This is a genomic window from Mesorhizobium sp. B3-1-9 (assembly GCF_006439595.1).
GTDB lineage: Bacteria > Pseudomonadota > Alphaproteobacteria > Rhizobiales > Rhizobiaceae > Mesorhizobium.
Genome location: NZ_VFTJ01000001.1, coordinates 283,647 through 301,480, shown reverse-complemented (window position 1 = coordinate 301,480; position 17,834 = coordinate 283,647). Strand labels below are relative to the sequence as shown.

Genomic DNA, 17,834 nt, shown 5'->3' with positions numbered 1-17,834 from the left:
CCAGGACCGTGCCATGAGCAAGGACGAATTGCTTGAGACGCTGTGGCCCGGCGTGACGGTGACCGAGGCTTCGCTGCAGCGCGTCGCGAGCCTTGCCCGCGGCATCCTTCGCCAGGGCGGTATGGAGACGTCACTGCGCAACCTGCCCCGCTTTGGCTACCGGATTTGCCTCGACCAGGCGACCGCTTCGGAAAACGGGCCGGTGCGGGCCGATGCTGGCAACGGGCCTTCGAGCCCCGGTTCATCAATCCTGTCGGCACGCGCGGCCGTTGCAGTCAGAAAATGGCATGAGGCCGCGGCTTCCTTCGCAAAAGCGGACGCCGCCGACGAGTTGCTCACGCCCGACCTCGAGGAATGGGCGCTGGCACTGGAATGCATGGGGCGGCCGGCCGAAGCGATCCCGCTTCTGGCGCGCGCGGTGACGGCCTATGGCGTCGCCGGCGAGCGCCTGCGCGCGGCTTCGCCGGCAATAACCCTGGCCAGAATCCATCTCGAGAGAGGCGAACTTGCCGTCGCCAAGGGCTGGCACAAGCGTGCCGCGCAATTGATCGATGCCGCCAACGACAGCAGGGAGCACGGCCTCTGGTGCTGGATGGGCGCGCGCATCAAGGGCGCGGAAGCCGAGCCGGAGCAGGCGCTTGCGCTCGCCGAGCAAGCCTTCGCGGTCGGCAGGCATCTCGACGATCCGGTCGTGGAGTCCCTCGGCCTGATCTATCGCGGCTTCTTCAAGCTTTGCCTCGGCGAAACCAAATCCGGGCAGGAGGATCAGGATTTTGCCGCGGCGCTCGGCCTGTCCAGCGACGTCGACCCGGTTGTCGGCGGCATCCTCTACTGCAACATCCTGTGGGCCTGCCGGAATTTCGGCGACTGGTCACGCGCCAACCAATGGACGCTTGGCTATGAGGACTGGTGCAGGGGACATGGGCTGGAAGACCTTTCGGGCTCGTGCCGGCTGCACCGCGCCGAAGTGCTCGGCGTTCATGGCACGCTGAAGGAGGCGGAGGCGTTGGTGCGCGCGGCGCTGGACCAGCTCGCCCTCGACGCGCCCTGGGCGATGGGCGATGCCTTGCGCGTGCTGGGCGATATTCACCTCGCGGCTGGAGAATTCACGGAAGCCGAAACCGCCTACCGCGCGTCGCACGCCGCGGGCTGGGATCCGCAGCCCGGGTTTGCGCTGCTGCAACTCGAGCAAGGACAGGCGGAGGCCGCTTTCAGCGCTCTCGAACGGTCCTTGGTGGGCAATGGCTGGCCGACGTTGCAGCGGCGAGGCATGGTCCTTGCCACGCTAGCCAAAGTGGCGGCGCGCATCAATCGGCGCGAGCGGGCGAGAGAGGTAATCGCCGAATTGGAGACCCAGCCGCAGCGCTGGCCGATGGCCTCCATCCAGGCGCTGACCGCGGAAGCCAAGGCGGAGCTTTTCATGCAGGAAGAGCGCCTCGCCGAAGCTGCCCGGGAGCTGCAGATCGCATGCTGGCGCTGGAACGAGATCGGCTCGCCGATCAATGTCGCCGACGCCAGGCTGTCGCTCGCGGCGCTGCTCATCAAGATCGGCGATCGCTCCGGCGCTGAGCTGGAGCTCGGCACCGCGCTGGGGGTCGCGAAGAAAGTCGACTCTTCCCGGCTCATGCGGCGCTGCGAAGAGCTGAAGGACCTGATTGCCGGCGCGCAGGCGGTAGCGGTGGGCGGTGCCTAGCCGCCTCCCACTTGAGGTCAAGCCGGCATGGTGGCATGACGGGAAATTCTCCTCAAAAGGTCCGGCATGAGCAGCGCAAAACAAGTCATCGTCGTCGGCGCCGGTATCATCGGCGCCTCGATCGCCTGGCATCTGACGAAAGCCGGCGCGCGCGTTACGGTCGTCTCGACAAGTGGCGCCGGCGGCGTCGCCACGCCGAATTCCTTTGCCTGGATCAATGCAAGCTGGGGCAATCCGGAACCCTATTTCCGGCTGCGCATCCGCGCCATGGCCGAATGGAAACGGCTGGCGAACGACCTGTCCGGCCTGCCGCTCGCCTGGTGCGGCGGCCTGTGCTGGGACCTGCCCGCGGACAAGCTCGAAGCTTACGCGGCGGAGCATTCGTCCTGGGGCTACGGCATCGAGCGGGTCGGGCGCGAACAGGCAGCGCGCATCGAGCCCAATTTGGCGGAGCTTCCCGAGTTTGCGCTTTATCTCGCGCAGGAAGGCGTGGCCGAGCCTGTGGCGACCACGAAGGCGCTGCTGGCCGATGCCGAACGGCGCGGGGCACGGATCGTCACGGGAACCGTCGACAGGTTGGCGCTGGTCAACGGCAAGGTCACGGGCGTCGTCGTTTCGGGCGAGAGCATCGCCGCCGACGAGGTGGTGATTGCAGCGGGCGCCGGTGCTCCGGCGATCGCCTCGACGGCGGGCGTGAAGCTGCCGATCGGGACCCCACCCGGCCTGATCGTGCACTCTCGCCCCTACAAGAAGCTGCTCAACGGGCTGGTGCTGGCCGAGAAACTGCATATGCGCCAGACGGCCGAGGGACGCATCGTCGCCGGCTCTGACTTCGGCGGCGGCGAGCCGGGCGAGAATCCGCAGGCCGACGCGCGCGCGCTTTTCGAGGCGATGAAAGCGATGCTGCGCGGCGCCGACGGGCTGGAACTCGACTTCCACACGATCGGCTACCGTCCGACGCCGGCCGATAGTTTCCCGATCGTCAGCCGCGCCGACGGTGTCGGCGGCCTCTACATCGCCGTCACCCATTCCGGCATCACGCTGGCGCCGGCCGTGGGGCTGTTCGCCGCCCGCGAAATCCTCGACGACGAGCGCGATGCGTTGCTCGCGCCTTACGCCCTGTCGCGCTTCGATCAGTAGCCGGCTGGCGGCGGAAGCCGCCGGCAGAGAGTATGCCGAGACCTCAGCTTGCCAGCGCCAGCGCGGCGGCAGCTGGCGTGAACGGCCGGATGCTGGTGCGGTCGCGGGTCATCGTCACGAAGCTCGATTGCGGAATCTCGTGCCAGGTGCGGCCATCGCGATCGAACGGTTCCGAGGCGATGCAACGACCAACGCCCTTGGCGAAGGCGGCGGTGTAGAGCGTCGGAGCCTGGCCGTCGGTGGCGTAGCGAACAGCGTGAAGCGCCCTTCCGTCACTGAAGGCGGCGGTCAGTTTCAGGGCCGGCTCGATGCCAGCGCGGCGCGCAGCCTCGAGCACGCGGCTGGTGGCGCGGGACACCGCGCCTTGCGGATCCTGCGCGAGGCCTTCGTCGAGCATCACGCGGAAAAAGAGTTCGGAATCCGTGGTCCCTTCGAGCTGGTCGAACAGCGCATCCGAGAGCGAATTCTCCAGCACCCGACGGACCCGCTCAAAGCCGCCGATCTGGCCGTTGTGCATGAAGGACCAATGGCCCGAGACGAAGGGGTGGCAGTTCGCGCGGCCGGTGCCGCCGCCCGTCGAGGCGCGCACATGGGCTAGGAACAGGCCGGATTTTATCTGGCGTCCGAGACTGCTGAGATTGGTATCGGACCAGGCTGGCAGGACATCGCGGTAAAGGCCGGGTTCCGGCCGATCGCCATACCAGGCCACGCCGAAGCCGTCGGCATTGGTCGGCGATTTCGCCTCCCGCGCCTGGCGGCTCTGAGCGATCAGGGAATGGGAGGGTGCGGCGATGACGTCTTCCAGGAAGATCGCGTCGCCGAGATAGGCTGCCCACCGGCACATTGTCCTGTGATCCTCTTATCGATGCGTTTTTGAGCGTGCGAATGAATTCGCGGCTCGTCGGGCGCCACAGATGACAGGAGGGAGCTTTGGCGTCCTTACGCCGTGCTTACGTTTTGCTGATCTCTGCCTGAACGCGGCAGCTTGGGATTTGCGTCAGCCGACCAGCGCCAGCTTATTCGCCGCCGGCGCAAACGGGCGGATCCCGGTACCGTCCCTCGTCATGGTGACGAAGCTCGCCGGGGGTATCGCCTGCCACTCGCCACCGTCGCGGTCGAAGGGCTCCGAGACGATGCAATGGCCGTCGCGCTTGGCGAAGGCGCCGGTATAGAGCGTCGGCGCATGGTCGTCGGTGGCATAGCGAACCGCGTACAGCGCCTGGCCATCGGAAAGGGCCGCCGTCAGTTTCAGGGAGGGCTCGATGCCGGCCCGGCGCGACGTCTCGAGCACGCGGCTGGTCGCCCGCGAGACCGCGCCCTGCGGATCGCCGGACAATCCTTCATCGATCATCAGCAGGAAAAAGAGCTCGGAATCGGTAGTGCCCTCGCGCTGGTCGAAGACCGCGTCGGAAAGCGAATTCTCCAGCGCGCGGCGGATCTTTTCGAAGCCGCCGATCTGGCCGTTATGCATGAATGACCAGCGGCCGGAGATGAAGGGGTGGCAGTTCATGCGGCTGGTGGCGCCGCCGGTCGAGGCGCGGACATGGGCCAGAAACAGGCCGGATTTTATCTGCCGGCAAAGGCTCTTCAGATTGGGGTCGGACCAGGCCGGCAGGATGTCGCGATAAAGGCCGGGCTCGGGCCGGTCGCCATACCAGGCGAGTCCGAAGCCGTCGCCATTGGTCGGCGACTTGGCTTCCTGGGCGCAGTGGCTCTGGGCAATCAGCGAGTGGCAGGGCGCGGTGATGATGTCTTCGAGGAAGACCGCTTCACCAAGATAGGCCGCCCACCGGCACATCGCTTTCCACCATCTATCAGGCGAGATCCATCAGAGCCGCCGGCTCCTTGACCGCATGCGAGCCTCTGTTGTGCGTGCGCTCATAGAGCTCGCGAACGATTCGGCTCGCCGTAGTTTCGAACAGAAATGGCAAGAAAGCGTGAACGAGCGCGGCGCCCGCCGCCATCGACAGCCGCGAACAGAACCAGGCGGCGAAGGCCATGTGGCCGAAATAGGTCTCGCCGACCTTCTCCGGGTGAGAGGTGAAGAGCGCCGCAAGCCTGGTCGTCATGGTGATCCCTCCTGCCGGGATGAGCCCCGAATGCTGAGTATCGTGCCACATGGGTTTGGTTCATCGGTCCCAAATTGTCCTTGCTTTTGCCGGCTTCATGGGACATTCATCCCAACATGTCGGTGGAAATTGATGAGATCGATCGAAGATTGCTGGCCGAGCTGCAACGCGACGGCACGCTGTCGGTCGATCAGCTGTCAGAGCGGGTGGCGCTGTCGCGCAATGCCTGCTGGCGGCGCGTCAAGCGCCTGGAGGAAGATGGCGTCATCACCGGTCGCGTCGCGCTGGTCGATGCCGACAAGCTAGGCCTCGGCCTGTCTGTGTTCATCCTGATCCGCACTTCCAACCACGATCCGGACTGGCTGCAGAAATTCCGCGCGGCGGTGACCGGCTTTCCGGAGATAACCGGCGTCTACCGCATGTCGGGCGATCTCGACTATGTGGTGCGCGCCCGTGTCGCCGACGTGAAAGCCTATGACCGTCTCTACCAGCGGCTGATCGCCAAGGTGGCGCTGTCGGACGTCTCGGCCTCCTTCGTCATGGAGGAGATCAAGGAGACGACCGTGGTGCCGGTGGAACTGCGCTGACGGGCCCTGGAACCAGACGCGAAAGAAAGCCGTTGATAGGCCCTACGTCAGAGTTGACCGAATCGGCTTTCGCGCCGATAGGAGTGTGCTCATGCGCACGGCTGTCCATTCTTCCTCCGTCATCGGCCCCACCGTCGGTTTCGTCAGGCTTCCGCATGGTGAAGGCTTGCCTCTGCCGGCCTATGAGAGCGCGGGCGCCGCCGGCATGGATTTGCGCGCGGCGGTGCCGGAAGACCGGCCGCTGCTCATCCTGCCTGGAAAGCGAGCCCTGGTGCCGACCGGGCTGATCCTGGAAATCCCCGAGGGCATGGAAGGCCAGGTGCGGCCACGTTCCGGCCTTGCCTTCAAGCATGGGCTCACCGTCCTCAACTCGCCCGGCACCGTCGACAGCGACTATCGCGGTGAGGTGAAGGTGCTGCTGGTCAATCTCGGCGACGAGGATTTTTCAGTGACGCGCGGCCTGCGCATCGCCCAGATCGTCTTCGCCGCCGTGACCCAGGTTGCGGTCGAGGAGCGCGCGCTGGCCGGCGGCACGACGCGGGGCGCTGGCGGTTTCGGGTCGACCGGCACCGCTTGAATGGCAATCCCTAAACTCGTTATTTTCGACTGCGACGGGGTCTTGGTCGACACCGAGAACCTTGCCAACAGGCGCCTTGCCGAATGGCTGACCGCCGCCGGTTTTACGACGACATTCGAATATTGCCGCAAGAACTTCTCCGGCCGCAGCATGGCCTCGGTGCAGAAGGAGATCGAAGAGACGACCGAGGTCAGGCTCGGCTCCGACTTCGTCGATCGCTGGAATGCCGGCCTGCCGGACCTTTTCACGCATGGCGTCGAGGCGATCCCCTATGTGCGCGACTTCATCGAGACGGTGCGCAAGGCCGGCATTGCCTATTGCGTCGCCTCCTCGGCGCGGGTCTTCAAGATGCACATCACGCTTGGGCAGACCGGGCTTTTGCCGCTGTTCGAGCATGCCATGTTCTCCTCGACCATGGTCGGGCGCGGCAAGCCGTTCCCGGACCTCTTCCTGCATGCCGCAAAGACGATGGGCTTCGCGCCGGCCGACAGCATCGTCATCGAGGACAGCGTCGCCGGTACCCAGGCCGGCATCGCCGCCGGCATGCGGGTGTTCTCCTACCACGCCGATCCGTTCTCCGATCGCGACGGCCTGGCGGCGGCCGGCGGCATATTGTTCGATGACATGCGGGAGTTGGCCGGACTCGTGCCTATACGCTGATCGGACCCGGCTGCGCACCGCAAAACGCCGTGCTAGCGTGAGCGCATCCGAGGGGGCGCGGTCCATGATTTCCAAACTATGCCGTTTCATGCTTGCATGCCTGCTGCTGCCGTGCCTGTGGACGGCCGCGGCGGCCCAGGCCGTCAGCTTTCCGGAACTGAGCAGCGCCGTTCCCGGATATCGGGACGTTACCTATTTCGACCTCGCCGAAATGATCGTGCCCGATCTCAAGGCCGGCGACGACGGTTTCTACAAGGGCAGCGCGCCGATCGAGGTGCGCGACATCCTCGGTGGCGACGAGGGCGGTTCGCCGCCCGAGACCATCAGCCTTTCCAATGCCGCCGTGCTCGCCGTCAAGGCAGGCGGCAAGGACCGGCTGGCGATGCTTTTCGACCTCGGCCAGACGCAGGACAGCGCCGAAGGGTTTGCCGTGCTGGCGCTTTACGACATCACGGGCAAGCCGAAGCTGCTCGACGCCGTCAACGTCGGAACCGACCAAAGCACCTATTTTCGCGATCCGGGCAAGCTCGCGATCAGCCCGGATGACGACGCGCTCATAACCATGAGCGCGCATTTCAATTCGAACCAGGGCTATGTCGGCACAATCCTGATCCTGGTCCGCGACGGCCGCTTCGAGCCTATCGACCAGATCAACACGTTCGACGAAAATGTCTGCGCCTATAAGCGCACGCAGGACCTGTCCTTCCAGACGCATGCTGGCGACAAACCCTATTCGGCGATCAAGGTGACGGTGACCGACGCCACCAAGCCGAGCGGCGAAAGCTGCGAGGAACCCGCGCCCAAGGCCGTCTCGCACGATATTTCCGTCACTTATCGCTGGGATGCCAAGGCGTCGCGCTACATCAAGGATTCTGGCGCCTTCGAGAAATTGTCAGCAGAAAACGCCGAGCGCTTCTGAGCCAGACGCATTCGTTTGCCCGGTTCGAGCGACCGCGATAAATTCCGCGTACGACCCCCAATCGAGGACCCGCCATGGACAAGGGCAAGATTTTTCGCGATCTGCATGCCTCCACCTTCGTCATACCCAACCCCTGGGATATCGGCACGACCAAGCTTCTCGCTTCGTTCGGTTTCAAGGCGCTGGCGACGACCAGCGCCGGCTTTGCCTTCTCGCGCGGCCTGCCGGACGGCGCCGTGACGTTCGACGCCATGATCCACCATTGCCGCGAGGTGACTGCGGCGACAGACCTGCCGGTTTCGGCCGATCTGGAGCGCGGCAAGGGCGACAGCCCCGAGCAGGCGGCCGAAACCATCTTCGCGGCCGAAGCCGCGGGCCTCGCCGGCTGCTCGATCGAGGACCACACCGGCGACGCCGCCAATCCGATCTACGATTTCGCGCTGGCGACCGAACGCGTCGCGGCGGCCGTCGAGGCTGCCCGCGCGCTCAAGCACGATTTCGTCTTCACCGCGCGGGCCGAGAATTTCCTGTGGGGCAAGAGCGATCTCGACGATACCATCAAGCGGCTGCAGGCTTTCGAGAAAGCCGGCGCCGACGTACTCTATGCGCCGGGCATTAGCGACGTCGGGATGGTGCGCACGATCTGCTCGTCGGTAAGCCGGCCGGTCAATGTGATGGCCCGGCCAGGCTTCACCATCGCCGACCTTGCCATGGGCGGCGTCAAGCGCATCTCGCTCGGACCATGGCTGACCAATTTCGCCTATGGCATGCTGGAGACGGCGGCCCGCGAGATCCAGCAGGACGGCACCTTCGGCTTCACCCGGGCGGCGATGCCGTTCGGCAAGCTGCAGGCGCTGTTCCGGGAGGGCAAGGAGCAGAACTAGACCGGCTCCCGCGCCGAAACCGCCTTGTGCAGATGCACCATCATGGCGGCCGCGAAAAGCGGCGTCAGAAGGTTGAGCAGCGGCACCGCCAGGAACAGGGCGATGACCAGTCCGGCGAGGAACACAGTGCCGGCATATTTGCGGCGCAGCGCCTTGGCCTCGGGTTCGGGACGAAAACGCATGGCGGCGAACTCGAAGAATTCCCGGCCGAGCAGATAGCCGTTGACGATGAAGAAGACGGCAATGTTGATGCCCGGCACCAGAAGCAAGAGCAGCGCGACGATGTTGCCGAGGACCACCACGCCGAAGAATTTGATCGCCAGCACGAGCGAATGCAGCGCGGGCACGGGCCTGCCGGGCGGATCGTTGGGATAGTCGGTACGCTCGACCACTTCGGCGACCTCGTCGAGGAAGAGGCCGGCTACGATCGCCGTGACCGGCGCGATGAGCAAGGCCAAGCCCACAGCCAGAACGATGCCGGCGATGATGCCGCCCAGCCATCCGGCCCAGGACGGCAGACCTGGCAGCAGCGCTTGCAGCCAGGGCCAGGCCAGCCATTCGAGCAGGCTGTCGAGGCCGAGCCAGAGCGCCACCAAAGCGAGCAGCGTCAGCCCCAGCGTCTTCAGGAAGACGGAGCGGAATTCAGGCGAGAACAGCCGGCTGGCGGCGGCGCGGGCGGCGTCTAGGATCACTGCAGGTCCAGGCCCTCATCGTGAAACGACGCTTCGCAGATAGGCCGGCTCGATCCCTGGCGCAACCAAAGCGCGTCGCGTCGACGCGCTTTGGGTTTTGTCTCGAAGCATGTCGCTTGGCCCAAAACCGCTTCACACTTTTGGGCGACATGCATTATCGCGCGAGCCTGGCCTGCCTGGCCGGAATCGTCATTGCCGCGACGCCTGCAACGACAAAGGCCATGCCGACCCAGGCCGCTGGCCCGAGGCTTTCGCCGAGGACGATGGCGCCGATGCCGACGCCGATCGGCACGCGCAGATAGGCCTGGGAGGTGGTGCCGACCGAGCCCAGCGTGTGGATCAGCCGGAAATAGATGACGAAGGCCAGCGCCGTCGAAAAGACCGACAGTCCAAGCAGGGCCAGGATCGACGCGGCCGAAGGCGCGAGCGTCCAGGGCCGGTCGACGATCAGGCTGAGCGGCACGAGCATCACGGCGCCGCAAAGCATCGAACCCGCGGCGGATATCATCGGATCGAGGCCCTTGAAGCCGCGGCCGAAAATCGCCGCCCCGGCATAGGAGATCGTCGCAATGACGATCGCAAGCTGAGCCCACAGCTCATGGCCAAGTCCGCCAAGCGCCTCCGTGCCGATGATGAGACAGATGCCGACGATGCCGGCGCCGACACCGACCAGCTTGCGCGCCGTGACGGGCTCATGGCGCGTGACCAATGCCGTCAGCAGGAAGGTGAAGATCGGCGACGTCGAATTGAGGATGGTGGCAAGGCCGGCATCGACCGAGCGCTCGGCGGCGGCGATCAGCGTGAACGGCACGACGCTGTTGAGGCAGGCCTGGAAGGCGAACCGGCGCCATGTCGGCGCGTCGGCGGGCATGGCAAGCCCGCGCCAGCGGATGATGGCGAAGAGAATAGCCCCGGCGATCAGCGTCCGGGCGGCGATGAAGGTCACGGGTGGGATCGTCTCGACGCCGATCTTGATGAAGGTATACGAAGCGCCCCACAGCACCGCCAGGACGCCGAGCAGCGCCAAGTCGGTGGACATTTCGGTCTTTTCGGACATTCGTGGTTCGCGCCCTTCAGCCTGTCGCCGGAACGATCCGCTTCTAGCCCGCGACGCCGCGGAAATGTTTGGATCGCGGTGAAACCATAGCTGTCAGGGTCGTGACTGTTGTGGGCCAGTTCGATACGAACGCTGCCGCAGCCGGCGAACAATCGGCGCCGAGGGCGGCGTCACGGAAGGCAATGGCGATTTTCAGGGTAGGCAAAGCGGCGCCAACTCGCTAGACCCGCGCCCGGCCGGCATGCCAGATAGCCGGGCAGTCCTTGGCGGAGATTTTGATGCCGGAATATGACGTGCTTTGCATCGGCAATGCCATTGTCGACATCATCGCGCAATGCGACGAGGCTTTTCTCGAGACCAACGGCATCATCAAGGGCGCGATGAACCTCATCGACGCCAGGCGCGCCGAATTGCTTTACAGCCGCATGGGACCAGCGATCGAAGCTTCCGGCGGCAGCGCCGGCAACACGGCGGCTGGTGTCGCCAGCCTCGGCGGACGGGCAGCCTTCTTCGGCAAGGTGTCGAACGACGCACTGGGCGAAATCTACACGCACGACATCCATGCCCAGGGCGTGGCCTTCGATACCGGGCCGCTCGAGGGCGAACCGCCGACGGCGCGCTCGATGATCTTCGTCACGCCCGACGGCGAGCGTTCGATGAACACCTATCTCGGCGCGTGCGTCGAACTTGGCCCCGAGGATGTCGAGGCCGACAAGGCCTCCGGCTCCAAGGTGACCTATTTCGAAGGCTATCTGTGGGATCCGCCGCGCGCCAAGGAGGCTATCCGCCAGACGGCGAAGCTGGCGCATGCGGCCGGCCGCGAAGTGTCGATGACATTGTCGGATTCCTTCTGCGTCGACCGCTACCGCGACGAATTCCTCGAGCTGATGCGTTCGGGCACCGTCGACATCGTCTTTGCCAACAGCCACGAGATCAAGTCACTCTACCAGACCGCCTCCTTCGAGGAGGCGCTCGCCGCCATCCGCAAGGATTGCAGAATAGCCGCCGTCACCCGTTCTGAAAAAGGCTCGGTGATCGTGCGCGGCGACGAGACCGTCATCATCCAGGCGACGAAGATCAAGGAACTGGTCGACACGACCGGCGCCGGCGATCTCTACGCCGCTGGCTTCCTCTACGGCTACACGACCGGGCGCAGCCTCAAGGATTGCGGCGACCTCGGCTCGCTGGCGGCCGGGCTGGTGATCCAGCAGATCGGCCCGCGCCCGCGCCAGAACCTGCGCCGCGAGGCCGAGCAAGCCGGGCTTCTCTAATCGGCCTACGGATGGGCTTGGTGTGTTCGCTGTAGCCTTCCGTCGAAAATCGTGCCGAAACAAACAGATGGAGCAGATCATCGCTCCCGCGAAACGATGATCCGCTCTTGAACATCCTGACAAAGCAGTGGCGGCTTTCGGTCCCGCAATTGCGTGGGAACAGATGCCGTTGCGTCATCGCCGGCTGCCTCCAAACAGGGCCGGCTGTCGCGGACCTGTCACGTTGGACTTCTAAGATGCAAAATGAGGCGTTCCGCGACTGACATTTCGGCACGCCAAACCAGGGGTGTGAAGATGCAAACCAGCAAGTTGCCGGGCCGCGAGGCCCGTTGCCGTCGCATATTTTATTTTCCGCGATAGAATTTTCAGCAACCGCCGGCGCCTGGGGAGGAGCGCGGGCCGCAAGACAGATTCATGACCAGATTCCAGAACCCGTCCGACGGGATTTCACAAGAGGCATTGGCGGGCCTTATGGCCGAAGCCGTGCGACAGGCGCTGATGCAGCATGGCGTCATGCTGGACGCCGAGGCGCTGACTTCGGCAAGCAAGATCGCCGGCCATGTGGCTGCCGCCCTGCCCTTCCTGCCGCCGGCGCAGCGCCTTGCCATCGGCTCCTTCAAGGGCGAGTGGACCGACCTTGCGTCCGACTTTCTTCGTGTGATGACGAATAAGGTCGCGAGCGACGGCGCGGCCATATCCGACCGCGCCTTCGAGCGCTCGCCGCCGAAGTCGGAGACAGGGAGGCCGACGCCCCAGCCGATCGCCAAGCGAGCCGCGGACCTCCAATCCATGCTGATCGAGGATTGGGCCGGCGAGGTCGCCGGCTCGACCTATCTGGAAGAGAGGCTTCGTATCCCGCGCTCCACGCTTCATCGCTGGCAAAGACGCGGTGAGGTCGTTGCCCTGCGCAAGGGCGGCCGCAAACATGTCTTTCCCTTGGCCCAGTTCATCGACGGCAGGCCGGTCCCGGGGATCAGCGAGGTGCTTTCGGCGATCGCCAATCCGAGGCTTGCCTGGTTTTGGCTGAGCCGGCCGTCGCCGGAGTTGAATGGCCGCGTTCCCATCGAGATGTTGAGGGATGACATGGTCGAGGACGTGGTACGCGCAGCCCGCGGACTGTCCTGACCCGGAGTCTTTTTTCCGCGTTCGCCTGCTCCTTTTAGCCGGCAAATCTTTCGTCACAAAACTGTAATATTGGCACATTTGGCACGTTTCCGCGTCCTTCTTCGCGTTTCGATTGTATAGATTGTGCAATATGTTCCATTTTTACAAATATATGACGTGATATTTGGGCAACAAGACCTTCATAAGATTCAAAAAGCCGCCTTTCAGACACAATCTCTGTTGTACGTGACGACCGATTAAGCCATGTCCAAGGTGAAGAAGCGGCGCCGGTGCGCGACTTTTTCAACGATGGGGACGGGGGTGGCAAAAGCCGAACGGCATGTCAGGCCTGTCTTGAACCTTTGACTGGAGATTCAAGAAAATGAACATCAAGAGCCTTCTTCTCGGCTCCGCTGCGGCGCTGATCGCAGTTTCGGGCGCGCGCGCCGCCGACGCGGTGACCGTTGCCGAGCCGGAACCGGCCGAATACGTCAAGATCTGCGACGTCTATGGCGCCGGCTACTTCTACATCCCCGGCACCGAGACCTGCCTGCGCGTCGGCGGCTACATCCGCTATGACGCCGGCTTCGGCGATCCCGGCACCCTCGACGGCCGCAAGACGACCGACGTCATGGACGGCGACTCGCAGAACAGCTGGAACAAGAACGCCCGTTTCGCGCTGAGGACCTGGACCGGCCAGGAAACCGAGCTCGGCACGTTGAAGACCTATACCGAGACCCGCTTCAACTTCAAGAACGGCGCGTCGGCGGTGAACCTGGAATTCGGTTGGGTCCAGCTCGGCGGCCTGCGCGTCGGTGTGGATGAGACGCCTTACGACCAGTTCATCGGCTATGCCGGCAACGTGGTGCAGGACACGATCATCCCGTACGGCATCAAGGTCACCAACGTCGTCAGCTACTATTTCGACGCCGGCAGCGGCTTCTCGGGCGTGGTCTCGCTCGAAGAAGGTGCGGACACTGGCGGCATCCTCGGCTTGATCGACAGCTATGTCCCGCATGTCGTCGGCGGCCTGAAGTACAAGGGCGACTGGGGTGCGATCACCGGCGTCGTCGCCTATGACAGCAACTACGAGGAAGTGGCCGGCAAGGTTCGCCTGGACGTCAACGTCACCAAGGAGCTGTCGCTGTTCATCATGGGCGGCTACGGCACCGACGACAATCTGGTCGAGCACGGTAGCGGGCGCGGCTTCTACAAGCCCTGGGGCGGCAACTGGGCCGTCTGGGGCGGCGGCACTTACAAGTTCAACCCGAAGACCGCCTTCAACCTCCAGGTCTCGGCCGACGACGCCAAGAACTTCGCCGTCGCGGCAAACGTGGCCTACACGCTCGTTCCGGGCTTCACGGTCACGACCGAAGTCAACTACTACCACGACGGCAAGTTCGGTCAGGCCGACGACTACAACTTCACCAAAGCCGACAAGGAAAACAGCTGGGGCGGTATCGTCCGTTTCCAGCGCAACTTCTGATCGAACGCAAAGATCGCAAAGGAAAGGCCCGCGGCATCGCCGCGGGCCTTTTTTGTTTTGACTCAAGCAAAGAAACGGTCTCGTCAGTTCCCTGCCGTATAGGCGGCGATCGCCGCCATGTTCACGATGTCCGAGTCCTTGGCGTTGAGCGAGACGATCTGGACCGGCTTGTTGAGGCCGACTAGCAGCGGGCCGATGACGGTCGAGCCGCCGAGTTCCTGCAGCATCTTGGTAGAGATCGAGGCCGAGTGGAATGCCGGCATGATCAGCACATTGGCCGGGCCGGTCAGCCGGATGAAAGGATATTGCGCCATGGCGCGCGGGTTCAGCGCGACGTCCGCTGCCATCTCGCCGTCATATTCGAAATCGACGCGGCGCTTGTCGAGGATGCGCACCGCCTCCTGCACGCGCTCGGAACGTTCTCCCTGCGGATGGCCGAAGGTGGAATAGGCAAGCATGGCGAGCCTCGGCTCGTAGCCCATGCGGCGGGCGAAGCCGGCCGCCTCCTCGGCGATGTCGGCGATCTGTTCGGCGTTCGGCATGTCGTGCACGGCGGTGTCGGCGACCAGCACCGTCCTGCCCCGCGCCAGCACGATCGACACGCCGATGACGCGGTGGCCGGGCTTGGCGTCGATGACGCGGCGCACGTCGTCGAGCGCGGTCGAATAGTTGCGGGTGACGCCGGTGACGATGCCGTCGGCATCGCCCAACGCCACCATGCAGGCGGCGAAATGGTTGCGGTCGTTGTTGATCAGCCGCTGGCAGTCGCGGAACAGAAAGCCCTTCCGCTGCATGCGCTCGTAGAGATAGTCGGTGTAGATGCCGTTGCGGCGCGACAGCCTGGCGTTGATGATCTCCAGGCCCGGCTTGTTCAGGTCGATGCCGGCATTGCGGGCATTGTCCTTGATGACGTCGTCGCGGCCGAGCAGGATCGCCGTGCCGAGCTTCTGGTTCACATAGGAGACGGCGGCGCGCATCACCTGCTCCTCCTCGCCCTCGGCGAAGACGATGCGCTTGGGCTGGCGGCGCACGCGGTCGTAGATGCGCTGCAAGGTGGATGCAATCGGATCGCGGCGGGCGGACAGTTCCTGCGCGTAGCGGTCGAGATCGAGGATCGGCTTGCGCGCGACGCCGGATTCCATCGCCGCCTTCGCCACCGCCAGCGGGATCGCCGAGATCAGGCGCGGATCGAACGGCACAGGGATGATGTAGTTGGGGCCGAATTTCGGACGGTTGCCCTGATAGGCGGCGGCGACATCGTCCGGCACGTCCTGGCGCGCCAGTTCGGCCAACGCCCGAGCCGCGGCGATCTTCATCTCGTCGTTGATGGTGGTGGCGCGCACATCGAGCGCTCCCCGGAAGATATAGGGAAAGCCCAGCACATTGTTGACCTGGTTGGGATAGTCCGAACGGCCGGTGGCCATGATGGCGTCGGTGCGGATCTCGGCCACTTCCTCTGGCGTTATCTCCGGGTCGGGATTGGCCATGGCGAAGATGATCGGATTCTTCGCCATCGACCGCACCATGGCGGTGGTGAGTGCCCCCTTGGCTGACAGGCCGAGGAAGACGTCGGCGCCGTCCAGCGCCTCGGCCAGGCTGCGCGCCTCGGTCTTGACCGCATGCGCCGACTTCCACTGGTTCATGCCTTCGGTGCGGCCCTGGAAGACCACGCCCTTGGTGTCGCACAGGATGATGTTTTCCGGCGCAAAACCCATCGCCTTCATCAGTTCGATGCAGGCGATGCCGGCGGCGCCCGCGCCGTTGCAGACCATCTTCGTGGTCTTCATGTCGCGGCCGGTGATCTCCAGCGCGTTGATCAGGCCGGCGGCCGAGATGATTGCCGTGCCGTGCTGGTCGTCATGGAAGACGGGGATGTCCATCAGCTCGCGCAGCCGCTGCTCGATGATGAAGCATTCTGGCGCCTTGATGTCCTCGAGATTGATGCCGCCGAAAGAGGGGCCGAGGAAGCGTACGCAGTTGATGAACTCGTCGGCATCCTCGGTCGCCACTTCAAGGTCGATGGAATCGACATCGGCGAAACGCTTGAACAGCACCGCCTTGCCTTCCATGACCGGCTTCGAGGCCAGCGCGCCGAGATTGCCGAGACCGAGAATGGCGGTGCCGTTCGAGATGACGGCGACCATATTGCCGCGCGTCGTATAATCGAAGGCGCGGCTCGGATCCTCGGCGATGGCACGCACGGGAACGGCGACGCCAGGCGAATAGGCGAGGCTCAGATCGCGTTGCGTCGCCATCGGCTTGGTGGCGACGATCTCCAGCTTGCCGGGCCGTCCCATGGCGTGGAATTCCAGCGCCTCCTCTGGACTGACGGAGGGGCCGCTGCTTTCGGTTTTCCTGGCCATGATGCTTTTGATTTCCTCGCCTTCGCGCACCCTTGAGGCAGGTGCGTGTTTATGTGTCTTGGGATTAAGGCTACACGGCAGCGCTGTAAACGGCCAAGCGGTCAGGCGCGGTCCGGTTCGCCGACGAGCGCGGCAATTTCCCGCACGGTGGCCCAGCGCATCAAGCCCTCGGTGCCTGAGAACGGCCACGTCTCCAGCGGCGGAGCGCTGCTGCCCTTGCGCCGCAGAAGCGCCGACAGGAACGCGGTGAGTTCCTGCCGCTGGGCGCGAACCTTTTCCAGCGTCCTGCCGCGGATTTCCTCGCGCGGTATGGCGCGATCTCGAAGCCGCTCGACGGCGCGGCGAACGGCCGTCGGCTCCGGATCGACGATCAGGCAATAGTCCGGATCGAAATAGACGTCGCGCCCGCCGAGGCTCGGCGTGCTGACGATCGGCAATCCGGCCATCAGATACTCCATGCTGGAATACATTGCCCCTTCCACGGCGGACAGGCACAGCCCGACGGCGGCCTGGTTGTAGACCCGGTTGACCTCGGCGGAGGCCAGCCGGCCGGGCAGACCGTCCACGATCGGGTTGGCGATGCGATGGCGCGGCGATTGCGCCTGGAGGCGGCGAATGAAGGCGCGGGCGGCGGGTGGCGTCAATTCGCCGATCGAATAGGTGACGTGGACCAGCCGGTCGACCTCGAAGGCAAGATAGTGGCGTTTCATCGGCGAGATGCGGCCATTGTAGACGGCGTCGAACTCGACCGCCACATCCGGCAGCGGCCGGAAAACATCTTCCGATATCATCAGATTGTGATTGGAGAACATGGCTTTGCCGCCGACCGCGGCGATGAGACGGCGCTCTTCCTCGTTGTTGCAGAGGAAGATCACCTCGTGAAGAGGAAAGCGCGCCGCATACCAGGCAAGATCACGGCCCATCTGGGCGACGACGGCAGGCCTCTCCATCGTCCACATCGGCATCAGCAGAAAGGTGGCGCGCCGCTCGGCAAGGCGCCGGCCGATGGCCGCCAGCGGATGCAGGGGACGGGGTCCGCCGACCGGGATATAGAGCACCAGCGGGTCGCGGCTGAATATGTGAGCCGACATCTCGATGCCGCCGTCGAGATCGAACAAGGGACCGCGCGCCGGCAGGATATAGGGAAAGCGCTTGCGCGCCGAAACCCTGAGCTTGTTCGCGGTTCGATGGGCGCGCCGCGTCGCCAGCAGCCAGAGGCGCTCGGCGGCCGAGCCGACCTGGCCGACCATCTCGTCGAACGTCTCCTGCTTGTCCTGATCCACGAGTCCCCCGCCGCCCTTTCCCCACGGGAACCATAGAGTGCCAGGCCGG

Annotated in this window: 17 protein-coding genes; 10 read left to right on the top strand and 7 right to left on the bottom strand. The window is 64.6% G+C overall.

The window, feature by feature from the left end; all coding sequences use genetic code 11:
- The first annotated feature begins 13 nt into the window (after nucleotides 1-13).
- Both FJW07_RS01385 and FJW07_RS01380 read left to right on the top strand, forming a co-directional pair.
- Complete coding sequence (locus FJW07_RS01385) at nucleotides 14-1,693, top strand: hypothetical protein (RefSeq protein WP_348640172.1); 1,680 nt, start codon at nucleotides 14-16, stop codon at nucleotides 1,691-1,693.
- Between the two features lie 66 nt (nucleotides 1,694-1,759).
- A complete protein-coding gene (locus tag FJW07_RS01380) occupies nucleotides 1,760-2,833 on the top strand; it encodes an FAD-binding oxidoreductase (protein WP_140853961.1) in 1,074 nt (357 codons plus the stop codon).
- A 43-nt stretch (nucleotides 2,834-2,876) separates the two neighbouring features.
- Here the strand turns inward: FJW07_RS01380 and FJW07_RS01375 are convergent, their stop codons facing one another.
- From FJW07_RS01375 to FJW07_RS01365, 3 genes are all read right to left on the bottom strand, one after another.
- Nucleotides 2,877-3,677 (bottom strand): class II glutamine amidotransferase, encoded by an 801-nt coding sequence (locus FJW07_RS01375; protein ID WP_140853959.1) that lies wholly within the window; start codon nucleotides 3,675-3,677, stop codon nucleotides 2,877-2,879.
- A 153-nt stretch (nucleotides 3,678-3,830) separates the two neighbouring features.
- Nucleotides 3,831-4,631 carry a class II glutamine amidotransferase gene (locus FJW07_RS01370; RefSeq protein ID WP_140853957.1) on the bottom strand — a complete coding sequence of 267 codons (801 nt, stop codon included), beginning with the start codon at nucleotides 4,629-4,631 and terminating at the stop codon, nucleotides 3,831-3,833.
- A gap of 16 nt (nucleotides 4,632-4,647) precedes the next feature.
- On the bottom strand, nucleotides 4,648-4,902 hold the full coding sequence (locus FJW07_RS01365) for a DUF6356 family protein (protein ID WP_140782560.1): 255 nt from the start codon (nucleotides 4,900-4,902) through the stop codon (nucleotides 4,648-4,650).
- A 116-nt stretch (nucleotides 4,903-5,018) separates the two neighbouring features.
- On the opposite strand from FJW07_RS01365, the gene FJW07_RS01360 reads away from it, so the two are divergent.
- The 5 genes from FJW07_RS01360 (at nucleotide 5,019) to FJW07_RS01340 (ending at nucleotide 8,529) form a co-directional block, all read left to right on the top strand.
- Entirely contained in the window at nucleotides 5,019-5,489 is a 471-nt protein-coding gene (locus FJW07_RS01360) for an Lrp/AsnC family transcriptional regulator (protein WP_140647325.1), read from the top strand.
- Nucleotides 5,490-5,580: 91 nt separating this feature from the next.
- On the top strand, nucleotides 5,581-6,066 hold the full coding sequence (gene dut, locus FJW07_RS01355) for a dUTP diphosphatase (protein WP_140702534.1): 486 nt from the start codon (nucleotides 5,581-5,583) through the stop codon (nucleotides 6,064-6,066).
- A complete protein-coding gene (locus tag FJW07_RS01350) occupies nucleotides 6,067-6,726 on the top strand; it encodes an HAD family phosphatase (protein WP_140782559.1) in 660 nt (219 codons plus the stop codon).
- A 64-nt stretch (nucleotides 6,727-6,790) separates the two neighbouring features.
- Nucleotides 6,791-7,645, top strand: coding sequence for a hypothetical protein (locus tag FJW07_RS01345; protein WP_140853955.1), 855 nt, complete (start codon nucleotides 6,791-6,793; stop codon nucleotides 7,643-7,645).
- Between the two features lie 74 nt (nucleotides 7,646-7,719).
- Complete coding sequence (locus FJW07_RS01340) at nucleotides 7,720-8,529, top strand: oxaloacetate decarboxylase (protein WP_140853953.1); 810 nt, start codon at nucleotides 7,720-7,722, stop codon at nucleotides 8,527-8,529.
- Here the strand turns inward: FJW07_RS01340 and FJW07_RS01335 are convergent.
- On the bottom strand, nucleotides 8,526-9,221 hold the full coding sequence (locus tag FJW07_RS01335; protein WP_140853952.1) for a sulfate transporter family protein: 696 nt from the start codon (nucleotides 9,219-9,221) through the stop codon (nucleotides 8,526-8,528). The two genes, FJW07_RS01340 and FJW07_RS01335, sit on opposite strands and share 4 nt — an antisense overlap.
- Nucleotides 9,222-9,375: 154 nt before the next feature.
- Nucleotides 9,376-10,278, bottom strand: a complete 903-nt coding sequence (locus tag FJW07_RS01330; protein ID WP_140853950.1) for an EamA family transporter — start codon at nucleotides 10,276-10,278, stop codon at nucleotides 9,376-9,378.
- A 278-nt stretch (nucleotides 10,279-10,556) separates the two neighbouring features.
- Between FJW07_RS01330 and FJW07_RS01325 the strand changes: the two genes are divergently transcribed.
- The 3 genes from FJW07_RS01325 to FJW07_RS01315 all read left to right on the top strand — a co-directional run bounded on the left by FJW07_RS01325 (nucleotide 10,557) and on the right by FJW07_RS01315 (nucleotide 14,139).
- The gene (locus tag FJW07_RS01325; RefSeq protein WP_140647332.1) at nucleotides 10,557-11,549 is read left to right on the top strand and encodes an adenosine kinase; all 993 of its coding nucleotides are present in this window, start codon (nucleotides 10,557-10,559) and stop codon (nucleotides 11,547-11,549) included.
- Between the two features lie 414 nt (nucleotides 11,550-11,963).
- On the top strand, nucleotides 11,964-12,674 hold the full coding sequence (locus FJW07_RS01320) for an antitoxin Xre/MbcA/ParS toxin-binding domain-containing protein (RefSeq protein WP_140853948.1): 711 nt from the start codon (nucleotides 11,964-11,966) through the stop codon (nucleotides 12,672-12,674).
- A gap of 361 nt (nucleotides 12,675-13,035) precedes the next feature.
- Entirely contained in the window at nucleotides 13,036-14,139 is a 1,104-nt protein-coding gene (locus FJW07_RS01315; protein WP_140853946.1) for a porin, read from the top strand.
- Nucleotides 14,140-14,222: 83 nt separating this feature from the next.
- On the opposite strand, the gene FJW07_RS01310 is transcribed toward FJW07_RS01315, so the two are convergent.
- Nucleotides 14,223-16,502, bottom strand: coding sequence for an NADP-dependent malic enzyme (locus FJW07_RS01310; RefSeq protein ID WP_140853944.1), 2,280 nt, complete (start codon nucleotides 16,500-16,502; stop codon nucleotides 14,223-14,225).
- A 101-nt stretch (nucleotides 16,503-16,603) separates the two neighbouring features.
- The gene (locus tag FJW07_RS01305; protein WP_140853942.1) at nucleotides 16,604-17,785 is read right to left on the bottom strand and encodes a glycosyltransferase; all 1,182 of its coding nucleotides are present in this window, start codon (nucleotides 17,783-17,785) and stop codon (nucleotides 16,604-16,606) included.
- Nucleotides 17,786-17,834: the final 49 nt, after the last annotated feature.

What these genes read in the sequence shown, in the direction of transcription:
- FJW07_RS01385 (WP_348640172.1), top strand. Translation starts at nt 14, where the DNA reads ATGAGCAAGGACGAATTGCTTGAGACGCTGTGGCCCGGCGTGACGGTG.
- FJW07_RS01380 (WP_140853961.1), top strand. Translation starts at nt 1,760, where the DNA reads ATGAGCAGCGCAAAACAAGTCATCGTCGTCGGCGCCGGTATCATCGGC.
- FJW07_RS01375 (WP_140853959.1), bottom strand. Translation starts at nt 3,677, where the DNA reads ATGTGCCGGTGGGCAGCCTATCTCGGCGACGCGATCTTCCTGGAAGAC.
- FJW07_RS01370 (WP_140853957.1), bottom strand. Translation starts at nt 4,631, where the DNA reads ATGTGCCGGTGGGCGGCCTATCTTGGTGAAGCGGTCTTCCTCGAAGAC.
- FJW07_RS01365 (WP_140782560.1), bottom strand. Translation starts at nt 4,902, where the DNA reads ATGACGACCAGGCTTGCGGCGCTCTTCACCTCTCACCCGGAGAAGGTC.
- FJW07_RS01360 (WP_140647325.1), top strand. Translation starts at nt 5,019, where the DNA reads ATGTCGGTGGAAATTGATGAGATCGATCGAAGATTGCTGGCCGAGCTG.
- dut (WP_140702534.1), top strand. Translation starts at nt 5,581, where the DNA reads ATGCGCACGGCTGTCCATTCTTCCTCCGTCATCGGCCCCACCGTCGGT.
- FJW07_RS01350 (WP_140782559.1), top strand. Translation starts at nt 6,067, where the DNA reads ATGGCAATCCCTAAACTCGTTATTTTCGACTGCGACGGGGTCTTGGTC.
- FJW07_RS01345 (WP_140853955.1), top strand. Translation starts at nt 6,791, where the DNA reads ATGATTTCCAAACTATGCCGTTTCATGCTTGCATGCCTGCTGCTGCCG.
- FJW07_RS01340 (WP_140853953.1), top strand. Translation starts at nt 7,720, where the DNA reads ATGGACAAGGGCAAGATTTTTCGCGATCTGCATGCCTCCACCTTCGTC.
- FJW07_RS01330 (WP_140853950.1), bottom strand. Translation starts at nt 10,278, where the DNA reads ATGTCCGAAAAGACCGAAATGTCCACCGACTTGGCGCTGCTCGGCGTC.
- FJW07_RS01325 (WP_140647332.1), top strand. Translation starts at nt 10,557, where the DNA reads ATGCCGGAATATGACGTGCTTTGCATCGGCAATGCCATTGTCGACATC.
- FJW07_RS01320 (WP_140853948.1), top strand. Translation starts at nt 11,964, where the DNA reads ATGACCAGATTCCAGAACCCGTCCGACGGGATTTCACAAGAGGCATTG.
- FJW07_RS01315 (WP_140853946.1), top strand. Translation starts at nt 13,036, where the DNA reads ATGAACATCAAGAGCCTTCTTCTCGGCTCCGCTGCGGCGCTGATCGCA.
- FJW07_RS01310 (WP_140853944.1), bottom strand. Translation starts at nt 16,502, where the DNA reads ATGGCCAGGAAAACCGAAAGCAGCGGCCCCTCCGTCAGTCCAGAGGAG.